Genomic DNA, 18830 nt, shown 5'->3' on the forward strand with positions numbered 1-18830 from the left:
TGCGAAACAAGGCGTTCAGAGCGAAACTCAGGTTTAAAAACTGTTAAAAAGCCGACACTTCGCCGCTGCCGTAAATCCGCATTAATTGTTTCGAACACCTAAATGTGTCACTACGGTACTGCTGTTAAGACGAGGCTTAAGCGCAAGCTTTGTTATTACGGCACAGTGATGTAATTTCGCCCGAAAGCTGGACCACCAGCAATTCGGGATTTGGTAAATGGCGGAATTGCTCCCTTTAACGGGATAATGTTCCGCCGGCATGATGGCGGCAGTCCGCTTGCAGGTTGCAAGTGGTCGAACGGCATGAAGCCGGGCGTATGTGTAACGAGGCGTAACCGCATGGCGAATAACAAGATCAGCGACTCTGTCGACGAGACTGCATTTCAGGCGTTGGAAGACGCCCTGCAGCTCGGTGCTTTCGAGGAAAAGCCGGAATCGCGGAAAACCGCAGCGCCAAAGCCGCCGGAGGCCAGATTGAAGGAAGCAAGCAGACAGACCCCTGCTCCCGAGGCCGCGCGCGCGCCTGCCGAACAGGCGCCGAAATCGCCCAATCTGGAAGCGGCCAATGACGGCTCCAAGCGCAGCCCGGCGATGATCCTGAAATCGCTCGAAGGCGGCTCCATCGGCGGCGCACTCAGAAATGCGACGATCATGTCGGTGATCTGGGCGCTGGGCGGTCTCGGTGTGGCACACCTGCTTTACGGCAATGCGCTCTGGAATATCGCCTCGCTGGCCGACCTCACCGCAATTCCCGGCCTGATGGCGATTGTCGTCGGCATCCTCGTTCCCGTCATGCTGTTCTTCGCCTTCGCGATCATGATGGCGCGTGCCCGCGATCTGCGCAACGCCGCCCGCTCGATGGCCGAAGTCGCCCTTCGCCTTGCCGAGCCCGAAACCGTTGCCTCCGACCGCATCATGTCCGTCGGCCAGGCGGTTCGCCGCGAAGTCTCGGCCATGAATGACGGTATCGAGCGCACCATTGCACGTGCGACGGAACTGGAAACGCTGGTTCATTCGGAAGTCAACGCGCTTGAGCGCAGCTATGCCGACAATGAACTGCGCGTACGCAGCCTTGTGCAGGAACTGACCGCCGAGCGCGACGCCATCGTCAACCATGCCGAACGCATTCGCTCGTCCATCGTTGGCGCGCAGGAACAGATCAAGGAAGAGCTTTCCATCGTCGGCGAAGAGCTTTCGATGCGGCTTGCCACGACAGGCGAAGCCTTCGCCTCGATGATCGACACGCGCTCCGCCGCCCTGCTTGAAAAATCGCGCGCTTCCACCGAAGCCATGGGCAGCCTGATCGCCGCCAAGACGGAAAACCTGCTTCAGGCACTGAATTCGTCAGGTTCGACCCTGTCGAACGAATTTGACATGCGCCTGCACAATCTTGCCTCGACACTGGATGAGCGCGGCGAAGTGCTTCTCGAAAGGTTCGCAATCCATGCTTCGACGCTGGATAGCGGTGCTGAAAGCCTCAACAGCGCGCTTGAGGAGCGCACCCGCCAACTCAACGAAACGCTGTCCACGCGCACGCTGGAACTCAACCGCAATATCGATCGCGGTCAGCAGATCATCGGTGGTTCGCTGGATACCGTGCTCGACAAGCTTTCGACGACGCTTGAGGAAAAGGGGCTCTCCTTCCGCCAGAGCCTGCAGAGCACGGCTGATGATGCGATCATGGACCTCGATCTGCGTTCCGGCCTCTACGAAGAGAGGCTGCAGGCAACGGTTGGCCAGGTCAATACCGCGTTCGACGAACATGTGGCGGAATTTGCCAGTGCTTTCGACCAGCGCGCCGGCAGCCTCGACAGCAAGTTGATGGAAAGCCTCGCCCGCATTAACGAAACCGTTGCCGGCGGCTCCGAAGCGCTCGACACCATGCTGAACAGCGGCCTGGAGCGCATCGGCAATACCATGACCGATCAGTCCCTGGCGCTTGCAACCGCGCTGGGCACCGGCCAGGAAATGCTTGAAAGCGCCCTGGAAACCCGTACCCGCGAGTTCAGTGACGCGATTGGCCAGCGCACTGCCGAAATCACCAATGCCTTCGCCAATTCGCACGAGAAGATCGACAACGTGCTGGCGGAACGCAGCAACGCCCTGTTCGGCGCGCTTTCGGCCAGCCAGGACCGTTTCGACGAAGCACTTGCCAGCCGTTCGCTTGCCATTACCGGTTCTGTCTCCGGCACGGCCGAACGCCTTGCCGCGATGCTGGACGAACGTGCAGCCGCGATCAACAGCGTTGTTGCCGATGTCGAGCGCCGTCTGTCGGAAACCCTCGAAACCCGGGCTGCCGCCATCACCGGCGCTGTTTCCGGCATTGAGGACCGCATTTCCGACACGCTGGAAAGCCGCACGGCCGCCCTGCACGACGTCGTCTCCGGTGCGGAAAACCGCATCGCCGAAACGCTGGATGGCCGCACCGCAGCTCTTTCCAGCGCGATTTCCGGCGTTGAGGAACGCATCGCCGACACCATGGATAGCCGTACTTTGTCGCTGGACATGACATTCGCCAATGTCGAAGAGCGACTTTCCGAAACGCTCGACAACCGCACGTCCGCCCTCACCGGCATTGTGGCAAGCGCCGAAGAGAAGATCACAGGTGCGCTCGACAGCCGCACGGTGACTTTCGGCAACGTGGTTGCCGGTGCTGAAACCCGGATCGCGGAAACGCTCGACGGCCGCGCCGCAGCCCTCAACGCCGTGGTTGCCGGTGCCGAAGAACGCATCGCTGATGCACTCGACAGCCGTACCATGGCGCTCGACATGGCATTTTCCGGCGCCGAGGAAAAAATCACGGAAGCTCTCGACACGCGCACCGCAGCCCTTGGCGAGCTGGTGGCCGGCGCCGAGACCCGTATTGCCGGCGCGCTCGACAGCCGCACGGATTCCCTGAAGACCGTCGTTGCCGGCGCCGAAGAGCGGATCACCGACGTGCTCGACAGCCGCACCATGGCGCTCGACCTGAGCTTCTCCGGCGTTGAGGAAAAGATCGCCGATATTCTCGACGGTCGCACCGCCGCCCTGCACAGCGCCGTTTCGGGTGTCGAGGACCGGATTGCCGGCGCGCTGGACAGCCGTACCGCGGCCCTTTCCGGCATTGTCTCCGGCGCGGAAGAACGCATCGCGGACGCGCTCGACAGCCGCACAATGGCGCTCGACATGACGATTTCAGGCGTCGAGGACCGGATTGCCGAGGCGATGGATGCGAGAGCTTCGTCGCTTTCGCTGGCTGCGGCCGGCGTTGGTCAGCGGCTGGAAGCCACCGCTTTCACGCTTGAGAATGCGCTTGCCAGCGGCCACGAGCGGCTGGAAACCATGCTCGGCTCGCAGGCGGAACGCATTGCCGGCTCGCTGGAGCGCAATAGCGGCCTGATCGAACAGAGCGTCTCGGGCGCTGCCAACCGTATTGAAAGCGTCGTGGAAGACGGCAGCAGCCGTTTTGCGCAGACGGTCGAAGAAGGCGTTTCGCGTCTCGAAAGCAATCTGTCGCAATCGCATGAGGATATCCGCACCGCGCTTGACCAGCGCCACGCGGATATGGCAGCGACGCTCAGCTCCGCCACCACCCAGATGGGTGATATGCTCTCCGAGCAGGCGATGATGATCGGCACCACTGTCGCCTCCAGCGCCAGCATGCTGGAACTGTCGCTCGAAACCCAGCAGGAAACGTTGCAGAAGGCGATTGACGGCAGTGCCGTGACGCTGGAAGAGCGCCTTCGTAACAGCGCCGGCGACATCGCCGTCAAGATCGGTGAAGCCGCCCGTGAAATCGGCGGGGCGACGGATGCCCTGTCATCGCGCATCGAAACCTCGATCGGCAATGTCACCACCCGTCTCGACGAGACCGGCGCCCGTATCGAAACGTCGCTCGACACGTTGCAGGCACGCGTCGGCGGTGATCTGGCCAATGTGAATACGTCAATCGAAGATGCCGGCCGCCGTTTCGCCGAAGCGCTGGAAGACAAGACTGCGATCTTTGCCCGCACCAGCGACGAAGCTGCCGAACGTATCACCGGCATTCTGGACGAACAGACAACACGCGTCTCCGACACATTTGAAAGCCGGACAAGCCGTCTGGCGGAAACCTTCGATACCGGCACGGCGCGTATTGACGAGCGTCTCGGCACCATGGACCGGGCACTGACGATCGGCCTCGAAAACGTCAACCGTACCATTGAAGGCAAGGCGAGCGATCTCGCAGTCAGCCTGCGCGGCGCTGTCGTCTCCGCCACCCAGAGCATCGGCGATGAAGCGGCTCGCTCGTCTGCCCTGCTCTCCAAGTCCGGCTCGGAATTTGCCGATCAGGTCCAGGCGCAGAACGAGGCCTTCACCAAGGCGATCGAGGAACGCTCCGGCGAGATCGTCAACCGCATTTCGGATGCGCAGACGCGTCTTTCCGGCCAGGCCGCAGCCGTCGCCCAGACCTTCTCCGAAGCCGGCAACATCATCGTCAACAAGGTGGCCGAAGCTGAAGCCGTCGTTCGCTCTCAGGTGGGCGTCATTTCCGAAACGCTGACGGGTGTCGAATCGGCCCTCGACGCGCGAGGCGAATCCATCCGCTCGGCGCTGGATAACCGCACCCGCGAACTCAACTCGATGCTGGCCAGCCGTTCTGCCGAACTGTCGCGCCTGATCGAGGAAAAAGCCAAGCCGGTGGTCGATGAATATGCCACCATTGGCCGCGAAGCCGCCGAAAAGATCGTTTCCGCTGCCCAGCAGAGCGCAGAACTTTTGTCGCAGAGCAACAGCGGCATGGTCGGCATGGTGGAACAGGCTATCAGCGATTACGCCAATGCCGGCACGGATGCGGCAAGCAAGCTCGTCGCCGCTACCCGCCAGAGCACCGACATGCTGTCGCAGACCCATACCGCCATGGCGGATGCCGTCGAACAGGGTATCGACAAATATGCCCGCTCCAGCAGCGATGCCGCCAACAAGCTGGTCGCCGCCACCCGCCAGAGCACGGATATGCTGTCGCAGACCCATAACAGCATGGCCGAAATCGTCGAAAAGTCGGCTTCCAACTTCAACTCCGCCGTCGAGCGCGCCGCACAGGAATTCGGCACGGCCGACGAAGCGTTGAATGCGTCTGCGACCCGCTTCTCCGATAGCGCTTCGCAGGCCGCCGACATGGTGTCCAGCTCCAGCCGTCTGCTCGAAGGAAAGATCGACCGCCTGTCGAATATTTCCGGCCAGACACTGGCTCAGGTTGCCGGCATCGTCGGACGTTTCGAGGAACATTCGAAGGTGCTGAGCCAGGCGTCCGAACTGCTCAACGCGGCACAATCGAGCCTCGTCGGCACGCTGGAGGAACGTCAGGATGCGCTGCGCAGCCTGTCCGTCGGCCTCGTCAAGCGCTCCGAGGAAATCGAAAGCGCCATGCGCAACGTCGTCGGCGTGGTGGAAACCACGCTCAACGAAGCCGAGGAGCGTTCGCAGAATGTTGCCGGCAATCTGCGCGACAATCTGCAGGCGTCCTTTACCGATATCGGCCGCTCGCTGGATGAAACCGAACAGCGCGCCCGCTCGGCGGCACAGACCATGCGGGGCGCCCTGCTCTCCGCCGGTCAGGATGCCAGCCGCTCGATCGAAAGCACGCTGTCCGACGCGCAGAAATATTCCGACGAGCTGGTCAACCGCCTGCGGGGCGGTGTCGAATCCTCGCTTTCGGAAGTCGACAATCTCTTGGGCAGCGCCTCGGAAAAATCCAACGCCGCCGCCGCCAACCTCAAGGAAACGCTGCGTCAGGCCGTCGAGGAGGCCGTGAGCCGCTTTGCCGGCGCGACCGACGAGATCCGCCGCTCCAGCCATGACATCCGCCGCGAGCTGGATGCGACCCGTGCCGAACTGAAGCGTGGCGCGTTCGACCTGCCGGAAGAAGCCAAGGAAAGTGCAGCCGCCATGCGCCGCGCCGTTTCCGAGCAGATCAAGGCGCTGCAGGATATTTCCCAGCTCGTCGGCCGTTCGGCCCACCAGATGGAAGTGTCCGAACCCGTCGCCCGCGCCATTGCTGCAACCCAGCCGGCCACCGAGCGCCGTGTCGAGACACGTCCGCAGCCGGCAGCCACCGCTCCGGTTCAGCAACAGCGCCCGACACAGCCGCAGCCTGCCCCCGCACCAACTGTGCTGCGCGGCTCCCTGCCGCTTGAGAACCGCCAGGTCGAAAACCGGCAAACCGAAAACCGTCAGGCACCTGCACCCGCTCAACCGGTTGCGACCAACCCTGCCGGGCGTCGTGAAGAAGGCGGCGGCTGGATCAGCGATCTGCTGCGCGGCGCCTCGCGTGACGGTCAGGACGCCTCTGCGGCTTCCGCTCCCCGCGCCAGCGCCGAACAGCAGCCGACCCGTGCGGCCGACACCCGCAACCCGCGGCACATGGTCGAATCGCTGAACTCGCTCTCAGTCGATATCGCCCGTGCCATCGACCACGATGCGTCGGTCGAACTGTGGCGCCGTTACCAGCGCGGCGAACGCGACGTCTTCACCCGTCGCCTCTACACGCTGAAGGGCCAGACGACGTTTGACGAGATCAAGCGCAAATACGAGCGGGAAGCCGAATTCCGCACCGCCGTGGATCGCTACATCACCGATTTCGAAAAGCTGCTGGCCGACGTGGCCCGCACCGACCGCGACCGGAGCGTTACGCAGTCCTACCTCACCTCCGATACCGGCAAGGTCTATACGATGCTTGCCCATGCGGCTGGCCGGTTCAATTGATCTGGCTGACGCAGGCAAAATAAAACCCCGGTCGAGAGACCGGGGTTTTTCTTTGGTTTTCTCGCTGTTCCGTCGTTCTTCAACGACGTGAACTTACCAGCTTACCAGGTCAAATCTCAAACGTACCCGATGCAACACGCACCGCATGGCCGCCGATGCGGGCGCGGGCGATTTCGCCGTCCTTGATGTCCATGCGCAGGTGGATGTGGGACGGTCGTTCCATTTCCACGCCCTGCTCAATGAGGAGCGGATAGTGGCCGTCGGTCAGGCCGTCGAAATGGTGGATGGCGCCGGAAAGGGCCGCAGCCGCCGAACCGGTGGCCGGGTCTTCCGAAATGCCCATATCTGGAGAGAACATGCGGGCATGGAACTTCGCCGCGTGGTTGACGCCGCCGCGACAGTAGATATAGGCCGCCGTCAGCAGCCCTTCCACCAGCGGTGCGGTGCGCAGCCACAGATTGGCGTCGAAATCCATGTCGCGCACGGCGGCGATATTGTGCAGGGGCACAGCCAGGAACGGCACACCCGCCGTCCAGATTGACGGCACGTGATTTTCAAAACCGAGATGGCCTTCGCTAACGCCCAGCGCGTCGGCAAGTGCGGTATGATCGAGCGGCAGCTCGACACGGGACGATTTGCGCGGCAGGTCGAATTCGGCGAAGCTGACAGCGCCGGGGCGCATCTTTACCGCACAACGGACAGGGCCCACCTTCTCTTCGAGCACGCAGACCATATCGACATCATCATCACCATCCTTGCGATTGCGCTCGGCGATGGCGACAGCAGCACCAACGGTCGGGTGTCCCGCAAAAGGCAATTCTCCTGATGGCGTGAAGATACGTAGCGAGGCCGCATGTGCCGGGTTACCCGAGCGGTTGACGAAGACGGTCTCGGAAAGGTTCATTTCCCTGGCGATCGCCTGCATCGTCGCCTGATCGAGGTCATCGGCGTCATACATGACCGCCAGCGGGTTTCCCGCCATTCTGGTTTCGGTAAAGACATCATAGATATTGTAGTTCAGCACCAAATCCGTCTCCTGCCATTCATCCTACGGCCTGCTTTGCAGCAAACTGCATCAGGCCGCCCTGCATCGCAACCCTTGTCGGAGAGCGGAAATCAAGAAGCTGTGGAACGGTGCGGCGCAATGGCGCGGCGGGGGAACGTCTCCCTGCCCGAAAGGCCTTGTCGCCAACCGTCGTCTTCATGTACCAAGGATGGGTCTTGTGGCTTGTGATCGACCGTTTTTATCGACGTTTGAGGATTGCGAGCCGCTTCAACAGGTTACAGCATCGTTTGCAAGCCTTCTCAGGTCTGCGCCGTTGTCGAGGGAAGCGGATGTCGCATTCTAACTTTTCACTGTCCTTCGTCGCCTCCGCAACCGAGGAAGCGCAGACGGCGATGGAGGCGCTGAAGGGCGTTTACGGCAACACGCCGTTTGAAGAAGCGGAAGTCATCGTGGCGCTGGGCGGTGACGGCTTCATGCTGCAAATCCTCAACGAAACGATGAATTCCGGCAAGCGCGTCTATGGCATGAACCGGGGATCGGTCGGCTTCCTGATGAATGATTATCGGGTGGAGGGTCTGCTCGAGCGTATTGCAGTGGCAACCGGCAATGATTTTCATCCCCTGCGCATGACAACGACGGATTCGGATGGCGATGAGTTCACCGCCCTTGCCATGAACGAAGTCAGCCTGTTCCGCCAATCCCATCAGGCCGCCAAGCTGCGTGTGGAAGTGGATGGCAAGGTGCGGCTGGAAGAGCTGATCTGTGATGGCATGATGGTGGCGACGCCGGCAGGGTCCACCGCCTACAATTTTTCCGCCCATGGGCCGATTCTGCCGCTGGAATCACCACTGTTGGCCCTCACCCCCGTCAGCGCGTTTCGTCCGCGGCGCTGGCGCGGCGCGCTTTTGCCGAATAAGGTGACGGTCGACATTCACGTTCTGGAACGGGATAAACGCCCGGTGAATGCGGTGGCTGACCATACGGAGGTGAAATCCGTTCGTCATGTTCGGATCGCACAATCGCAGGACAGGACGGCGAGGATTCTCTCGGATCCGGACCGTTCGTGGTCAGACCGGGTTCTTGCCGAACAGTTCAACAATTGACGCTAACTATTCATAACGGCCATGCAACTTAGAAAATCGATCCTCGCTGCCCTCATTCTCGCCAACGCCGTGCTTCCCGCACGGGCGCAGACAGCGGCGATCGATACGCTGCCTGTTTCCGCGATCTTCGTTGTCAGCAGCGGCATGTGGGAAGATCGAAACCTGGAGCCGCGGGAAGGCGCTGACGGCCAGTTGCGGCCACCGCCGGCATCGCCCACACGTGGCTATTACAAGGTGATTGCCATCCGCCAGGGCGACGGGACGGCCAAGATTTACCTGCAGCGCATCGCCTTTACGGCGGAGGGACCAAATCTCCTCGAAAATGTCGAGCTGGAGGAGTTCAACCAGATGAAATCCTATGTCACGGATGTTCGTCCCGAAAGCTCGAACGGCGCATCGGATTCGCCCGGCCTGTTCGTCACCGTCTATCTGAAAACAGACCCTATGGCCAAGGAAGCCGAAAGCTGGACGATCCTCATCGACGAGCTTGGCGAGATGAAGATAGAAAAAGCCTCAAACTGACGGCTATATATCAAGCGCATGCGGCCCGGCCAGAACCGCGCCGAAATGATGTTTCCATAGCCTTGCACCAAGTTCACCGCTGCGGTCGAGGCTGGAGCCGACCGTCAGCCACGGCAATAGCGTGGGGTGCAGCCCCGCATCGAACAGGGCAAAACCAGCTGCCAGTACGCAGGTGTCAGCCTGAATGCCGCAGACCAGCACCCTTTCAGGCTTCAAGGAAAAGAGATGGTCCATCGCCGCCTTCGGCGGTGCATAACCGTGCTTGATGAATATTCGATCCGCGGCGACGAGCGATTCATCGTCCCTGCCCGGTTTCCAGCCCAGTTGCCGCTCGAAAGGCGTAACGCTCTCATCATGTCGCTCGACGGTGGCTATGCTGGGCATCGTAGTTGCGAGTGAAGATATCTCCGCCACCAGCGCTGCCGGTGGATTGAAGCTCGGCTGAACGTCGACGATGTAGAGCACCTGTTTCACGCATATCCTCCAACGAAAAACCCCTCGCAATGGACCTGCGAGGGGCAATTTCTCGATCAACGCACCTGGCGCGTCTTAATCGATATCCGACACTTCCACGTCCGCGCCACCGCTGATGCGATGCGCGAGAGCAGCTTCCATGAATTCGTTCAGATCACCGTCCAGCACGTTGCCGGGCGCGGTGCTTTCAACGCCGGTGCGCAGATCCTTGACCAGCTGGTAAGGCTGCAGAACGTAGGAACGGATCTGGTGACCCCAGCCGATATCGGTCTTGGAGGCCGCCTGTGCGTTGGCCGCATCTTCCCGCTTCTGCAATTCCACTTCATAGAGGCGGGCGCGCAGCATGTCCCACGCCTTGGCGCGGTTCTTGTGCTGCGACCGTTCCTGCTGGCAGGCAACCGCAATACCGGTCGGGATGTGCGTGATGCGCACGGCCGAATCCGTCGTGTTAACGTGCTGGCCGCCAGCACCGGACGAGCGATAGGTATCGATACGGCAATCGCTTTCGTTGATGTCGATCTGGATCGAATCGTCGACCACCGGATAGACCCAGACGGAAGAGAACGATGTGTGGCGACGCGCATTGCTGTCATAGGGCGAGATGCGCACAAGACGGTGCACGCCCGATTCCGTCTTCAGCCAGCCAAAAGCATTGTGGCCCTTGACGAGAATCGTCGCGGATTTGATGCCGGCCTCTTCGCCATCGTGAACTTCCAGCACCTCAACCTTGAAGCCTTCGCGGTCCGCCCAGCGGGTATACATGCGCAGCAGCATGTTCGCCCAATCCTGGCTTTCCGTGCCACCAGCGCCGGAATGCACTTCGAGATAAGTGTCATTGCCATCAGCTTCGCCTGACAGCATGGCTTCCACCTGACGGCGGTTCGCCTCGTTCTTCAGCGCCTTCAGGGAGTCTTCGGCGTCCTTGACGATCTCGTCGTCGCCTTCCATCTCGCCGAGTTCGATCAGCTCGATATTGTCCTTGAGCTGCTGCTCAAGCGCCTTGACGCCGCTGATGCTGTCATCCAGCTGCTGGCGCTCGCGCATCAGCTTCTGGGCCTCGGAGGCGTCGTTCCAGAGGGTCGGGTCCTCCGCCTTGTTGTTCAACCAGTCCAGTCGTCTTATCGCCTGGTCCCAGTCAAAGATGCCTCCTCAGCAGGCTTATGGCCTGCTTGATTTCGTCGACTACGTTCACGATTTCATTGCGCATTTCGCTGGTTCTTCGCCTTCATTGAAACTTGTTGCTCAAATAAATGCGGGGGGCGCGGATGTAAAGACCCGCGCCCCCCGATGATCCCGGAACTGGTGTCAATAAAGACCGCCGCCACCGCCGGTGATGGCCTGCTGCGCCTGCGGCGAGGTCTTCAGAATATCTTCCTGAGACATGTAGTTTTCCGCGCCGATGACCGAGAAGCTGTCGGCCGGGCCGGTGCCCGGCTTGAAGGCTTCCATGATGGTGTCCGGTTGCCCCTCCTCCGCCGCCATGCCTGTCTTGCGGTTGACGGCGACGAAGTTCATGCCGGCAGGCACGATGAACTTGCTCGGCTCCAGATGCTTGGCTGCATCGGCGATGAACTCACCGAAGATCGGTGCCGACAGCGAACCGCCCGTGCCGCCGCGACCGAGCGGTGCGGGTGAATCGAAGCCGATATACAGGCCGGCAACCATGTCCGGCGTATAACCGACAAACCAGGCGTCCTTTTCATCATTGGTGGTGCCAGTCTTGCCGGCAACCGGCAGATCGACCTTGATCTTGCCTGCCGCCGTACCGCGCTGCACGACACCCTCCAGCATGGAAGTCGTCTGGTAAGCGGTCATCGGGTCGAGAACCTGTTCGCGATTATCGACGATGACGGGCTCGTCCTGATTCTGCCAGCTGGTGGCATTGCAGCCCTCGCAGGCACGCTCCTCATGACGGAAGATCGTCTTGCCGTAACGGTCCTGAATGCGGTCGATCAGCGTCGGCTTGATCTGCTTGCCGCCATTGGCAATGACCGAATAGGCCGAGACCATACGCATGACTGTCGTTTCACCCGAACCGAGCGACATGGCCAGAAGCGGCGGCATCTTGTCATAGATGCCGAAGCGTTCGGCATATTCCGCCACCAGATTCATGCCCATGTCCTGTGCGAGACGCACGGTCATGAGGTTACGGGATTTTTCAATACCGAGACGCAGGGTCGAAGGACCGGCGGAACCCCCGCCGTAATTCTGCGGCTTCCAGACCTGACCGCCGGAAACCACCTCGATCGGCGCGTCGAGAATGACCGATGCCGGGGTATAACCATTGTCGAGGGCTGCCGCGTAGATGAACGGCTTGAAGGAGGAACCCGGCTGGCGCATTGCCTGCGTGGAGCGGTTGAATTCCGACTGCGCGTAGGAGAAGCCGCCCACCATGGCCAGAACACGGCCGGTATGCGGGTCCATCACCACCATGCCGCCCTGCACTTTCGGTGGCTGGCGCAGGCGATATTCATTGCCGGAATTGGAAAGCGGCTGCGCATAGATCACATCGCCTGCCGCCACGACACCCACCGGCGACTTGGCAGTCGCCTTTTTGCCGGTCGCATCGCGATAGGCCCAGCGCATGTTTTCAGCGGAGATATGGCCGCGCGTGCGCTTGTCGCCATCTTCGGTTTCCGTGTCCGGCTGCACACCGATATCGATGCCATCGGCCGCAACGGCGAGGACCACGGCGACCTTCCATTCGGGAACGTCACGCAGGCCCTTGACCTTGGCGAGCGCCGCTGTCCAGTCGCCGGCCGTCTCGATCTTTTCGACAGGTCCGCGGAAACCGCGACGCTCGTCATATTGCACCAGACCATCCTGAAGCGCCTTGCGCGCCTCCGCCTGAATCTGCGGATCGAATGAGGTGCGGACCGAAAGCCCGCCTTCGAGAAGCGCTTCCTCACCGTATTTCTCGACGATCTGGCGGCGAACTTCCTCGGCGAAATAGTCGGATGCGAAGATATGCGCGCCGCCGCGGCGCAGATTGACGCCAAGCGGCTGCTTTTTAGCATCCGTGGCATCCGCAACGGTGATGTAGCCGTTTTCGGCCATACGGTCGATTACCCAGTCGCGGCGCTCCAGAGCCGCCTTTTCGCGACGGATGGGATGGTAATTGGCCGGGCCCTTCGGCAGCGATGCAAGATAGGCGGTCTCAGCAATCGTCAGTTCCGTCACCGATTTATTGAAATAGGTGAGTGCCGCACCGGCAATGCCGTAGGAATTCAGGCCAAAGAAAATCTCGTTGAGATAAAGCTCGAGAATCTTGTCCTTGGAATAGGTCTGCTCGATGCGGAAGGAGAGAATGGCTTCCTTGAGCTTGCGGTCGATGGTCTGGTCGTTGGTCAGCAGGAAGTTCTTCGCCACCTGCTGGGTGATGGTGGAAGCGCCGACCGGACGACGGCCGGAGCCGAAATTCTGGATATTGACGAGAATGGCGCGGCCAAGACCGAAGATATCCACACCCGGGTGATTGTAGAAATTCTTGTCTTCCGCCGAAAGGAAGGCCGCCTTCACCCGGTCGGGGATGGCCTGGATCGGCAGAAACAGGCGTTTTTCATGGGCGTATTCCGCCATCAACGCACCGTTGCCGGCATGCACGCGGGTCGTTACCGGCGGCTCATAGGTGCTCAGAACTGCGTAATCCGGCAGGTCCTTCGTCACGCCGTGCAAATAAATCGCACCGACGACGGCGGCGCACAGGAAGAGCACGCTGGCCAAGCCGAAAAAATATCCAATCAGTCTGATCATACCAAGCTACCGATAATTCGAATCGTAACCATCAACGCCCGACGATTTACGGGCGCATCCTTGCATATCGCGTGCCGTTTTGCACACCATACCTTCGATGACAAGCCGGATACGGCAGCATTCGCTGATATGTTACCGGGCCAACTGCCGCATATCGCGCTTCTGCCGCTGTGCGGATCGCCACCGAATCCGCTTCCGAGTAACGCGGGGAATGTGAGTAAAATAGGGCTTGCGGCTGTTAATCCTCCGCAATGCCCAAGAATTGAACAGCTTTTTGGCTGCAATCGGCACGGCGGCAACAGTGTGGTCGCGGCGCCGCCCCGTGTTTCAACCGCCGTTTGCCATGGCCTTGGCGCGGTATCGCCCCACTGCCGTCGCCAGCCTATCGGCAACCTTATTGCGCCATTCGGTATCGAGAAGCAGCTTTTCATCTTCCGGATTGGAGAGGAAACCCAGTTCCAGCAGCACCGACGGCACATCATGGGCGCGCAGCACCATGAAACCGGCGTAACGATGCGGATTATTGATGAGGCCGACCTGCCCCTCGAAGGAGGAGACGATGTTTTCCGCCAGCGTCACCGAAAAGGCCTGGGTTTCACGACGGGTAAAATCAAGCAGAATATCGGCGACTTCCGGCGGCTCGGTGGAGACAGCCACACCGGCGATCTGATCGGACTTGTTTTCGCGCTCCGCCAGCTCCTGCGCCTGCCGGTCCGAGGCCCGGTCGGACAATGTATAAACGGTCGCGCCTCGAATGCCCTTCTGCTTCAGGGTGTCGGCGTGGACTGAAATGAACAGGTTGGCATTGTTCTGCCGGGCGATTGTCACCCGTTCGGACAAGGCAAGAAACGTATCGGAATCACGGGTCAGGAACGCCTTGATGCCCGGTTCGCGGTTCAGCCGTTCCACGAGTTCCCTGGCGAAGGTCAATGTGATGACCTTCTCTTCCGTGCCGGTCGCCCCGCCTGTCGCACCGGCATCGATGCCACCATGGCCGGCATCGACCGCGATAACGAACTCCGCCTGCCGCGCCGTCTTGTCGCCGGGTGTGATGGCCGCGGTAGTAACCGGTGCCGGCGTCTGCCATTGCTGGGTCTTCACCAGCTCGGCGAATTTGGCCTTGGTGGTGATTTCCGTATCCAGCACGAAACGAAAAGCTGCGCCATCTTCGCCCTTTTTCGTTTCGGCCACCGCCACCTGCACCGGTTTTTTCGCGGTCAGCACGATACGGGCGCTGTTCTGGCCCATGCTGCCAAAGCGGATATCCGAAAAAAGGCCTGTCGGTTTGAGGTCGGATGCCGGAAAGGCGAAATTCACCGCCGGAAAATCGACGACGATGCGGGCCGGCGAATCGAGATAGTGAACATCGAATTCCGGCTCTTCGGCGAAATCGAGAACGATGCGGGTGCGCGCCTCGTCGCCAATGATGCGCGCCTGACTGGCGATAAGCGGTTCAAGCGCAAATGCCTGCGGAACGCCACAGAGGACGGTGACGGCCGAAAGGAAGACCGGAACGACGAGGGCACGCGCAAGCCGCGCGATTCGCACGCCAAGCGGCCCTGCCCCACCTGATATCTCTGCGCTGTGCGTGAAATTCATGGTCTTCAAGAAATTCCGTATTTCAGTCATTTTCGATAAATGGAGCGGAAAAGCACCGGGAACGGCACTGTTTCGACCACGCCGGACGTTTGTTTGCGCGTTTGCGCCCCACAATCGCAGGCCTTGGTGAACCAATTGTTAACCCGGAAATTCCACCAACAATATGGCATATTTAGCCACCCTATTGCTATTATGACAGAGAAAACATACAACAAGGATGAGGGTTAAAAGTGTTGACGGGATAGATGCCCGCCGGCTGCCAATCGAAAAAGACGCTGGCGCTGCAAAACGGGCAATCATCTGCCGTCGTTACATTTATCCTGAAACTGGATCAATTCCGGCCGTGGCCGGAGACCTACCCGGTGGCCCTACCACCGCTGCTCTGAGGAGAGCAAATTCATCGGACCCCAAGGGGTCTATATATTATTGTCGTTCCGCCTGGCCAATGATGTCGCAGCAGTTTTCACATGAACCGGATACCAGGAGCAGGCCAAGCGCCTCGCCGTCGGTCCGGATGCTGCCAGTTTACAGAGGCCCGGCTGGAGACTTCATTTCCGGCACATCCTTGCACTCATATGAAAGGCCCGTCCGTATGGCGGGCCTGTTCTCGTATAAAACAAGGCTGCGCCGAGGAGCACAGCTTACATGGCAGACAAAATGCTTATCGACGCCTCCCACGAAGAGGAGACACGCGTAGTCGTTGTCCGTGGGAACCGGATCGAAGAATTCGATTTCGAATCGGAGCACAAGAAACAGATCCGCGGCAATATCTACCTTGCCAAGGTGACGAGGGTTGAACCCTCGCTTCAGGCGGCCTTCGTCGATTACGGTGGAAATCGCCACGGCTTTCTCGCCTTTGCGGAAATCCATCCGGACTATTACCAGATTCCGCTTGCCGACCGTCAGGCTCTGCTGAGGGCCGAAGCCGAGGATCATCGCCGCAGCGACGACTTCGAATCGGCAGATGCGCCCGAGCCCGGTGCACCGGCAATCGATCTTTCGCAGGTTGATCAGCCCGATGTCGGCATCGTCTCGGCAAGCGAAACCGTTGAAGTCGTTGTGACGGAAGAGGCTGCGCCAGCGACTGCAGCCGAGGAAGTCTCCGAAGAGAGCGCGGTTGCAGCCGTCGAAACCGTTGCTGAAGAAGCGCCGGCCGAGGAAGAAAAGCCGAAGAAGCGCGTTCGCCGCCCCCGCGCCAAGAAGAAGACAGCTGAAGAAATCGCGGCCGAAGCCGCTGATGCCTCTTCCGAGGACGACGGCAGCACCGGCGGCGAAATGGCCGCTATGGTCGATACCGATACGATTTCCGAAGAAGTCGAAGGCCTTCGTCGCGGCAATGACGATGATGATGACGACGATGATGACGATCATCACGAAAAGGAAGTGATCGAATCCGTCGGCGCCGAAGACGCCATGGAAGAGGTTCCCGATCGCGTTGCCCGCAAGCCGCGCAAGCAGTATCGCATCCAGGAAGTCATCAAGCGCCGCCAGATCCTTCTGGTGCAGGTCGCCAAGGAAGAACGCGGCAACAAGGGTGCCGCACTCACCACCTATCTGTCGCTTGCCGGCCGCTATTCCGTGCTGATGCCGAATACGGCGCGTGGCGGCGGTATTTCCCGCAAGATCACCCAGCCGACCGACCGCAAGCGCCTGAAGGAAATCGCGCGCGATCTGGAGGTTCCGCAGGGCATGGGCGTCATTCTGCGCACCGCAGGCGCCAACCGTACCCGCGTCGAGATCAAGCGCGACTTCGAATATCTGATGCGCCTGTGGGAAAATGTCCGCACGCTGACGCTGAACTCCACGGCCCCCTGCCTCGTTTACGAGGAAGGCTCGCTCATCAAGCGTTCGATCCGCGATCTCTATAACAAGGATATCGGCGAGATCATCGTTTCCGGCGAAGAAGGCTATCGTGAAGCAAAAGACTTCATGAAGATGCTGATGCCGAGCCACGCCAAGGTGGTTCAGCCTTACCGCGACATTCACCCGATCTTCTCGCGCTCCGGCATCGAAGCCCAGCTCGACCGGATGCTGCAGCCGCAGGTTACGCTGAAATCCGGCGGCTACCTCATCATCAACCAGACGGAAGCGCTGGTTTCCATCGACGTCAACTCCGGCCGTTCAACCCGCGAGCATTCCATCGAGGAAACCGCACTGACGACGAATCTGGAGGCGGCGGAAGAAGTTGCGCGCCAGCTTCGCCTGCGCGACCTTGCCGGTCTTGTCGTCATCGACTTCATCGACATGGAAGAAAAGCGCAACAACCGCGCTGTCGAAAAGAAGCTCAAGGATTGCCTGAAGAACGATCGCGCCCGCATCCAGGTCGGCCGCATCTCGCATTTCGGCCTTCTGGAAATGTCGCGCCAGCGCATCCGCGCTTCGGTGCTGGAATCGACCACACAGGTCTGCCAGCATTGCGGCGGCACGGGCCATGTGCGTTCGGAATCCTCCATCGCGCTGCATGTTCTGCGCGGCGTCGAGGAATATCTGCTGCGCAACACCACGCACAACATCACCGTGCGCTGCACGCCGGAAACGGCACTTTACCTGCTCAACCACAAGCGCGGCACGATCGTCGATTATGAAGGCCGCTTTGGCGTGTCGATCATCATCGCCGCCGATTCCAGCGTCGGTGCACAGCATTTCGCCATCGATCGCGGTGAAGCCGTCGAAAATCCGGTGAAGATCGAAAGCCTCATCCAGATGCTTCCGAACTTCGTGGAAGAGGAAGACGATTTCGTCGCCGAGGTGGAAGAGGACGAGGAAGAGGAAGAAATCGTCAAGGCGCAGGCTGGCGAACCGCGTCAGCAGCAGCAGGGCGAAAACGGTGAAGATGGCAAGCGCAAGCGCAAGCGTCGCCGCCGTCGTCGTGGCAAGGGCGGACAGAACGACCAGAACGGCGCTCTTGATGCACAGGCCGGCGACGACGCCGATGATGCTGAAGGTGACGACGACAGCGCCGAAGCCGATGACACCGATGGTGATGCCGACGAAAACGGCGTGAACGAAGCCGCAAACTCCGACGAAGACGGCAAGCGCAAGCGCCGCCGCCGCGGCAAGCGTGGCGGCCGCCGCAACCGTGACGAGGCTCTCGACGCTGCAGGCGCGGAAGCCGGCGACGAAGGCGAGACGGAAGGTGAAGGCGAAGAGGTTTCCGCCGCAGCGCCCGTAACCGAAGAGCCTGCCGCCGCCGACGTGGTGGAAGGCGTGGTTGCCGACGTTGTGGCTGAAGAAGCGCCGAAGAAGCCGCGCCGCACCCGCAAGGCGAAAGCCAAGACCGAAACCGAAGACGCGCCGAAGGCTGAAACGGTCGAAACGGTCGAGCCGGTGATCATCGAGCCGGCAGTCGTTGAAGCGACCGTCGTCGATGTCGCCATCGAAGAGGTGGGTGAAGCTTCGGCCGATCTGGCGCCTGAAGCAGACGCACCGGCGACGGAAGAAAAGACCCGCGCGAACCGGGGCAGCAATGTCTCCAGTTCGGAACCGGTGGTGACCTCTTCGGGTTCGTCCGCAAACAATCCCGACGGCGATGAGCCGAAGCCGCGCAAGGGCGGCTGGTGGCAGCGCAAGGGCTTCTTCTGATAGAAGCGACTAAACAAAAAGCCCGCAACCATGTTGCGGGCTTTTTGCTTTTGAGGAGCACTTCTCTC

9 protein-coding genes are annotated in these 18830 nt (G+C 60.5%); 4 read left to right on the top strand and 5 right to left on the bottom strand.

Annotated elements, in window-relative coordinates; genetic code table 11:
• Positions 1 to 339: 339 nt before the first annotated feature.
• On the top strand, positions 340 to 6723 hold the full coding sequence (locus tag ACQZ5F_RS06540; RefSeq protein ID WP_225339890.1) for an apolipoprotein A-IV repeat region-like domain-containing protein: 6384 nt from the start codon (positions 340 to 342) through the stop codon (positions 6721 to 6723).
• Positions 6724 to 6832: 109 nt separating this feature from the next.
• On the opposite strand, the gene ACQZ5F_RS06545 is transcribed toward ACQZ5F_RS06540, so the two are convergent.
• Positions 6833 to 7750: a PhzF family phenazine biosynthesis protein gene (locus ACQZ5F_RS06545; protein WP_052818504.1), complete on the bottom strand. Its 918-nt coding sequence runs from the start codon at positions 7748 to 7750 to the stop codon at positions 6833 to 6835.
• Positions 7751 to 8058: 308 nt separating this feature from the next.
• Between ACQZ5F_RS06545 and ACQZ5F_RS06550 the strand changes: the two genes are divergently transcribed.
• Entirely contained in the window at positions 8059 to 8832 is a 774-nt protein-coding gene (locus tag ACQZ5F_RS06550) for an NAD kinase (protein ID WP_046800261.1), read from the top strand.
• A gap of 21 nt (positions 8833 to 8853) precedes the next feature.
• The gene (locus tag ACQZ5F_RS06555) at positions 8854 to 9354 is read left to right on the top strand and encodes a hypothetical protein (protein ID WP_225339891.1); all 501 of its coding nucleotides are present in this window, start codon (positions 8854 to 8856) and stop codon (positions 9352 to 9354) included.
• 3 nt (positions 9355 to 9357) lie between these two features.
• On the opposite strand, the gene ACQZ5F_RS06560 is transcribed toward ACQZ5F_RS06555, so the two are convergent.
• The 4 genes from ACQZ5F_RS06560 to ACQZ5F_RS06575 all read right to left on the bottom strand — a co-directional run bounded on the left by ACQZ5F_RS06560 (position 9358) and on the right by ACQZ5F_RS06575 (position 15180).
• Positions 9358 to 9828, bottom strand: a complete 471-nt coding sequence (locus tag ACQZ5F_RS06560) for a cysteine hydrolase family protein (RefSeq protein ID WP_052818506.1) — start codon at positions 9826 to 9828, stop codon at positions 9358 to 9360.
• Positions 9829 to 9903: 75 nt separating this feature from the next.
• A protein-coding gene (prfB, locus tag ACQZ5F_RS06565; protein WP_137002499.1) for a peptide chain release factor 2 occupies positions 9904 to 11035 on the bottom strand; the annotation gives its coding sequence in 2 pieces (ribosomal slippage) (positions 9904 to 10965 and positions 10967 to 11035; 1131 coding nt in all).
• 98 nt (positions 11036 to 11133) lie between these two features.
• Positions 11134 to 13581: a penicillin-binding protein 1A gene (locus ACQZ5F_RS06570; protein WP_052818507.1), complete on the bottom strand. Its 2448-nt coding sequence runs from the start codon at positions 13579 to 13581 to the stop codon at positions 11134 to 11136.
• Positions 13582 to 13908: 327 nt separating this feature from the next.
• Positions 13909 to 15180, bottom strand: coding sequence for an N-acetylmuramoyl-L-alanine amidase (locus ACQZ5F_RS06575; protein WP_225339892.1), 1272 nt, complete (start codon positions 15178 to 15180; stop codon positions 13909 to 13911).
• A gap of 645 nt (positions 15181 to 15825) precedes the next feature.
• On the opposite strand from ACQZ5F_RS06575, the gene ACQZ5F_RS06580 reads away from it, so the two are divergent.
• The gene (locus tag ACQZ5F_RS06580) at positions 15826 to 18762 is read left to right on the top strand and encodes an Rne/Rng family ribonuclease (RefSeq protein WP_225339893.1); all 2937 of its coding nucleotides are present in this window, start codon (positions 15826 to 15828) and stop codon (positions 18760 to 18762) included.
• Positions 18763 to 18830: the final 68 nt, after the last annotated feature.

Source organism: Agrobacterium sp. 22-210-1 (assembly GCF_053522525.1).

Coding starts and splice junctions, on each gene's coding strand:
- ACQZ5F_RS06575 (WP_225339892.1), bottom strand. CDS start 15,180: ATGAATTTCACGCACAGCGCAGAGATATCAGGTGGGGCAGGGCCGCTT.
- ACQZ5F_RS06540 (WP_225339890.1), top strand. CDS start 340: ATGGCGAATAACAAGATCAGCGACTCTGTCGACGAGACTGCATTTCAG.
- ACQZ5F_RS06570 (WP_052818507.1), bottom strand. CDS start 13,581: ATGATCAGACTGATTGGATATTTTTTCGGCTTGGCCAGCGTGCTCTTC.
- ACQZ5F_RS06550 (WP_046800261.1), top strand. CDS start 8,059: ATGTCGCATTCTAACTTTTCACTGTCCTTCGTCGCCTCCGCAACCGAG.
- ACQZ5F_RS06555 (WP_225339891.1), top strand. CDS start 8,854: ATGCAACTTAGAAAATCGATCCTCGCTGCCCTCATTCTCGCCAACGCC.
- ACQZ5F_RS06580 (WP_225339893.1), top strand. CDS start 15,826: ATGGCAGACAAAATGCTTATCGACGCCTCCCACGAAGAGGAGACACGC.